1 protein-coding gene is annotated in these 412 nt (G+C 33.3%); it reads left to right on the top strand.

The window, feature by feature from the left end:
• Positions 1–389: class II fructose-bisphosphate aldolase (locus FUA24_RS03980; protein WP_187388153.1), on the top strand; the 389-nt coding region annotated here is incomplete at its 5' end.
• Positions 390–412: the final 23 nt, after the last annotated feature.

Here is a 412-nt window from a genome sequence, read left to right as displayed (position 1 = left end):
AACCAGGAAACGTTAAATTAACACCAAAAATCTTAAAAAACTCACAAGAATACATCGCTGAAAAATATGGTGTTGGCCACAACCATATAGACTTTGTTTTCCACGGTGGCTCAGGTTCAACTGTTGAAGAAATTAGAGAAAGTATTAGCTACGGTGCTATTAAAATGAATATTGATACTGATTTACAATATGCGTTTATGACTGGCATTAGAGATTACATGGGTACAAAAGCTGAATATTTAAAAGCTCAAATAGGAAACCCTGACGGTGATGATGTACCTAACAAAAAATATTATGATCCGCGTGTTTGGTTACGCGAAGGCGAAAAAACGTTTGTAGAGCGTTTAAAGAAAGCTTTTGAAGACTTAAACAATGTAAACACGTTATAATTAACGTAATACAAAATAAAAAA

The sequence above is a fragment of the Seonamhaeicola marinus genome (assembly GCF_008085455.1).
The sequence above is the reverse complement of the archived record's forward strand: the minus strand, read 5'-3'. Positions and strand labels throughout refer to the sequence as shown.